Origin of the sequence: Nocardia otitidiscaviarum (genome assembly GCF_007362295.1) — a bacterium.
GTDB classification, from domain to species: Bacteria; Actinomycetota; Actinomycetes; order Mycobacteriales; family Mycobacteriaceae; genus Nocardia; species Nocardia otitidiscaviarum.
In genome coordinates this window covers 197149-201209 of record NZ_CP041695.1, presented here as the reverse complement: position 1 = coordinate 201209, position 4061 = coordinate 197149, and the positions used below count along the sequence as shown (strand labels likewise).

The 4061-nt window shown below is 68.9% G+C and carries 6 protein-coding genes; 2 read left to right on the top strand and 4 right to left on the bottom strand.

Annotated elements, in window-relative coordinates; all coding sequences use genetic code 11:
• Positions 1 to 292: 292 nt before the first annotated feature.
• Together cobM and FOH10_RS00840 are read right to left on the bottom strand one after the other, a co-directional pair.
• On the bottom strand, positions 293 to 1057 hold the full coding sequence (gene cobM, locus FOH10_RS00845) for a precorrin-4 C(11)-methyltransferase (RefSeq protein WP_143979244.1): 765 nt from the start codon (positions 1055 to 1057) through the stop codon (positions 293 to 295).
• A gap of 80 nt (positions 1058 to 1137) precedes the next feature.
• Entirely contained in the window at positions 1138 to 1563 is a 426-nt protein-coding gene (locus FOH10_RS00840; protein WP_143979243.1) for a PPOX class F420-dependent oxidoreductase, read from the bottom strand.
• 100 nt (positions 1564 to 1663) lie between these two features.
• Between FOH10_RS00840 and FOH10_RS00835 the strand changes: the two genes are divergently transcribed.
• The gene (locus FOH10_RS00835) at positions 1664 to 2317 is read left to right on the top strand and encodes a helix-turn-helix transcriptional regulator (protein ID WP_143979242.1); all 654 of its coding nucleotides are present in this window, start codon (positions 1664 to 1666) and stop codon (positions 2315 to 2317) included.
• A gap of 31 nt (positions 2318 to 2348) precedes the next feature.
• Positions 2349 to 2813: a DUF3291 domain-containing protein gene (locus tag FOH10_RS00830; RefSeq protein ID WP_143979241.1), complete on the top strand. Its 465-nt coding sequence runs from the start codon at positions 2349 to 2351 to the stop codon at positions 2811 to 2813.
• 4 nt (positions 2814 to 2817) lie between these two features.
• Here the strand turns inward: FOH10_RS00830 and FOH10_RS00825 are convergent, their stop codons facing one another.
• Both FOH10_RS00825 and FOH10_RS00820 read right to left on the bottom strand, forming a co-directional pair.
• Positions 2818 to 3216 carry a hypothetical protein gene (locus tag FOH10_RS00825; protein ID WP_052373782.1) on the bottom strand — a complete coding sequence of 133 codons (399 nt, stop codon included), beginning with the start codon at positions 3214 to 3216 and terminating at the stop codon, positions 2818 to 2820.
• 77 nt (positions 3217 to 3293) lie between these two features.
• Positions 3294 to 4013, bottom strand: coding sequence for an SDR family oxidoreductase (locus FOH10_RS00820; RefSeq protein ID WP_221937911.1), 720 nt, complete (start codon positions 4011 to 4013; stop codon positions 3294 to 3296).
• Positions 4014 to 4061 lie beyond the last annotated feature (48 nt).

The following is a 4061-nucleotide window of genomic DNA, read 5'->3' as shown; positions in this document are numbered from 1 at the left end:
CCCAAACCTCGCTTCCGGAACACCACAGCAGCGCTCCCCGCCGACACCCGCGCAGGACGCACGGCTGTGCCAGCGGCGTCCTGTTCGGGGTTCATTTCGATATCAATCAGACAAAAATGTTCACAAGGGCTATCCATCCCGCCGTGCGATCTCGTTACATGGGCACGACCACACTCGCGGGCCGGAAAACGGCCGTTTTCAGAACCTTGCTGCTGACCACCGAACCAATCTACCGTCCGGAGTGGCCACAGGACCAAGAAGGGTCATAGCCCTTAGCTATCAGCGCATTTCATCATTCATGGGATGAAATATGGCTCCGGTCCCGACCGGGATCATAGAGGTGCGACTGCGCGCAGGAGACCGATTCGGCCAGCGCCCGGCCCACCAGGATCACCGCCGCCTGCCGCAGCTCGGCCGCCTCCACCCGGTCCGCGATATCGGCGAGAGTCCCCCGCAGGATCACCTGCTCCGGCTGACTGGCCCGATAGACCACCGCCACCGGACAGTCCTCCCCATACTCGGGTGCGAGCTCCCGCGCCAGCGACCGAATCCGCGTGATCGCCAGATGCAGCACCAGGGTGGCCCGGGTCCGTGCGAAGTTCTCCAGCGCCTCCGACTCCGGCATGACCGTCGACCGCGCCCGCGTCCGGGTCAACACCACCGACTGCGCCAACTCGGGCACCGTGAGCTCCGTCCCCAGCAGCGCCGCCGCCGCCGCGTACGCGGGCACCCCCGGCGTCACATCCCAGGGGATCCCCAGCGCGTCGAGCCGCCGCGTCTGTTCGGCCAGCGCCGAATACAAGGACGGATCCCCCGAACACAACCGAGCCACATCCTTCCCCTCCCCGGTGGCCCGGGCGCAGTGCGCCACGATCTGATCCAGATCCAGCCCCTGCGTATCCACCAGCTCGGCCCCCGGCGCACAGTGCCCCAGCACCTCGGGATCCAGATAGGTCCCCGCGTACAGCACCACCGGCGCCGCCGCCAGCACCCGCACGGCCCGAACCGTCAGCAAATCCGCCGCCCCCGGCCCCGCCCCAATAAAGTGCACCGTCACCCCGCGAGTGTATGGAGTCGCGAGGGGGAACCGGTGGCGGCATCGGGCGAGAGCGGTCCGCCACCAGTTCCCCCTCGGCGTCAGTCCGACACGTCGAAGGCGGCGATGACCTTCGTGGGGCGGAGGCGGACGACCAGTTCGCCGGGGACGCCGTTGCGTTTGCCGAATTCCTCGGCGCGGTCGGGGCCCATGTAGCGGCCGCCGATGGCGGTGGCGGTGCGGACGAGTTCGCTGAGGTCCTCGGAGGTGGTGGCCTCGCCTTGGACCTGCACGAATCCATAGGGCGGTGCCTCCAGGTCCACGCAGAGCGCGAGGCGGTTGTCGCGGGCGAGGGCCTTGCCCTTGGCGGAGGTCTTGCCGGTGTTGAAGACCAGTTCGTCGCCCTCGACGATGAACCAGATCGGCGTCACCACGGGACGTCCGTCGGCGGCGGTGAAGGCCAGCTTGCCGGTGCGGGTACCCGCCGAGAGGAACTCGCGTACTTCGGGATCGGAGAGGGAAGCCATGGGCCTACGGTACGGAGGGCGTCGGACGATCCACGCCAACCGAACCCGGGACACGCCTCCGCGCTCTATAGCAGATTCCGATTGTTCTTAGAATGGCCCGGTGGAGGATATCGGCGCCATCGGCGTACTACAGGATCCCGTGCGGCGGCGGCTCTACGAGTACGTGGCCGGTCGCGGTGAACCGGTGAGTCGCAATGAGGCCGCGGCAGCGGTCGGGATCCAGCGCCCCCTGGCCGCGCACCATCTCGACAAGATGGTGGCGGCCGGGCTGCTGGAGACGGAGAGTCGGCGACTGTCCGGGCGGTCCGGGCCGGGCGCGGGGCGACCGGCGAAGCTCTACCGGCGGGCGGCGGCGGAACGTCAGATCTCCCTGCCGCCGCGCGACTACCGCACGGCCGCGGACCTGTTGGCGCAGGTGGCCGAGGAGGCGCGGCTCGATGCCGCATTGGCGGCGGCCGCGCGCCGGCGGGGCGGGGTGCTGCGCGGGGATCGCGAGCCGGTGTGCGATCTCGTCGACGCGGCCGAACTCCTGGCCACTCGGGGGTACGAACCGTTCGACGAGGACGGCGTCCTGCGCATGCGCAACTGCCCCTTTCACGCCCTGGCGGAGGCATATCCGCCCCTGGTCTGCGGAATGAATCTCGCCCTGCTCGAGGGTCTGCTGGGGGGTTCGGACCGGGTCCGGGCGCGCATCGACCCGCGGCCCGGCCTGTGCTGCGTGGCCGTCGAGGCTTCTAAAACAAATGAGGATTGACATAGAACGAGCGTCGTGGTGAGGTGAGCGCATGACCGGCCATCACCTCGCCCAGCTCAACCTGGCCATCCTCAAACACCCCCTCGACGACCCGCGCATGGTGGACTTCACCTCGAATCTCGAACCCATCAACGCCCTGGCCGAGAGTTCGCCCGGCTTCGTCTGGCGGCTCGTGGACGATTCCGGCAAGGACGCCACCACCATGCGACCGGTCGGCGCCGACGTGATCGTCAACCTGACCGTTTGGGAGAACCGAGAAGCGTTGTGGGACTATGTCTATCGCAGCGGCCACCTGGAATTCCTGCGCAGGCGCGGCGATTGGTTCGAGCGCCCGCGCCAGGACATGATCGTGCTGTGGTGGATCCCGGCCGGGCACATCCCGACCCTCGAAGATGCCATCGAACGCCTGACCATGCTGCGCGCCAACGGCCCGTCGCCCCGAGCCTTCTCACTGCGGGAGAACTACTCCGCCGCGGACGCGCAGGCGCTGGCGTAAGCCCTCACGACACCCAGCGCCGCAGAGCGTCGATGGTGGTCTCCGGAGAAGTGTTGAAACAGAAGCGGATTCCCGGCGCGACCGCGGTGGTGACATTCACCAGCCGTTCGAACAGCAGCGTGTGCTCCGGAGCCATGCGCACGCCCGCGCCGATCATCGCCACCCGGAACGGACCGTCTCCGGCACAGCGCCGCACCGCGACCTCGGCCTCGTCCGGATCGGCGGACACCTGACACGACACGATGTCGAACCCGGCATCCCGCAGCGCCGCCTCACCCGCCGCGATGCGCGCGGTCAGCTCCGCCTCGGTGATCTGCGGATAACGGCTGTAGTCCACCGCGCTCGGATGCAGCCCGATGGACAGCACCCGATCCGTCACCCGCACGTTCTCCTCGCCTGCCATATCGTTCTCCCTTGTCAGCCATACCACTACGAGCGACAGCACCACCACGACACCCGCGATTCCCGCGACCCGACGCCTCACCACGGCACCGCGCCCTGGCGATCGAAGAATCCACCGGTCGGGCCGTCCGGTCCGATCTGGGCGAGCCGCACGATCGCATCGGTCCCCTCGGTGACGGTCTGCGTCCCGGAGTGCCCGTTGAGGTCGGTGGCGGTGTAACCGGGATCGACGGCATTGACCCGGATGCCGTCCAGCCCGCGGGCGTATTGGACCGTCAGCATGTTCAGCGCCGATTTGGTGGCCGGATAGCCGAGAGCCGGTGGCAGCACGCCATCCCACCGCGGGTCGGTGAGCACGGCGACCGACCCCATACCGCTCGACACCATGACGATGCGTGGATTCTCGGCCAGGCGCAGCAGCGGCAGGAAGGCACCGGTCACGCGGACCGGACCGAAGACATTGGTCTCGAACACCTCTCGCAGCGACTCGACGGAGGTCTCGGCGGGGTGGGCGCGGGGCCCGCCGATCGCGGCATTGTTGACCAGCACATCGAGTCGGCCCACCCGCCCGCGCACCACATCGACCGCCGCGCCCACGGACGCGTCGGAGGTGACGTCGAGGGCGACGAACTCCACCTCCAGCCCCTCCACCGCCAGCTCGCGGGCAGCGACGGTGCCGCGCCCGACATCCCGGGCGGCGAGGAACACCCGCCACCCCATGGTCGCGAAGCGGCGCACCGTCTCTCGGCCCAATCCCTTGTTCGCCCCGGTCACCAGGGCCGTTGTCGCAGCGGTCATGGTCCCAGCCTGGGGGCGCCACTCCGGCCCCGCCAGGACCGCTGCGCC

Bases quoted from the DNA above. Each gene is read 5' to 3' on its own strand.
- FOH10_RS00840 (WP_143979243.1), bottom strand. From the start codon at position 1,563: ATGGCTTCCCTCTCCGATCCCGAAGTACGCGAGTTCCTCTCGGCGGGT.
- FOH10_RS00830 (WP_143979241.1), top strand. From the start codon at position 2,349: ATGACCGGCCATCACCTCGCCCAGCTCAACCTGGCCATCCTCAAACAC.
- FOH10_RS00825 (WP_052373782.1), bottom strand. From the start codon at position 3,216: ATGGCAGGCGAGGAGAACGTGCGGGTGACGGATCGGGTGCTGTCCATC.
- FOH10_RS00820 (WP_221937911.1), bottom strand. From the start codon at position 4,013: ATGACCGCTGCGACAACGGCCCTGGTGACCGGGGCGAACAAGGGATTG.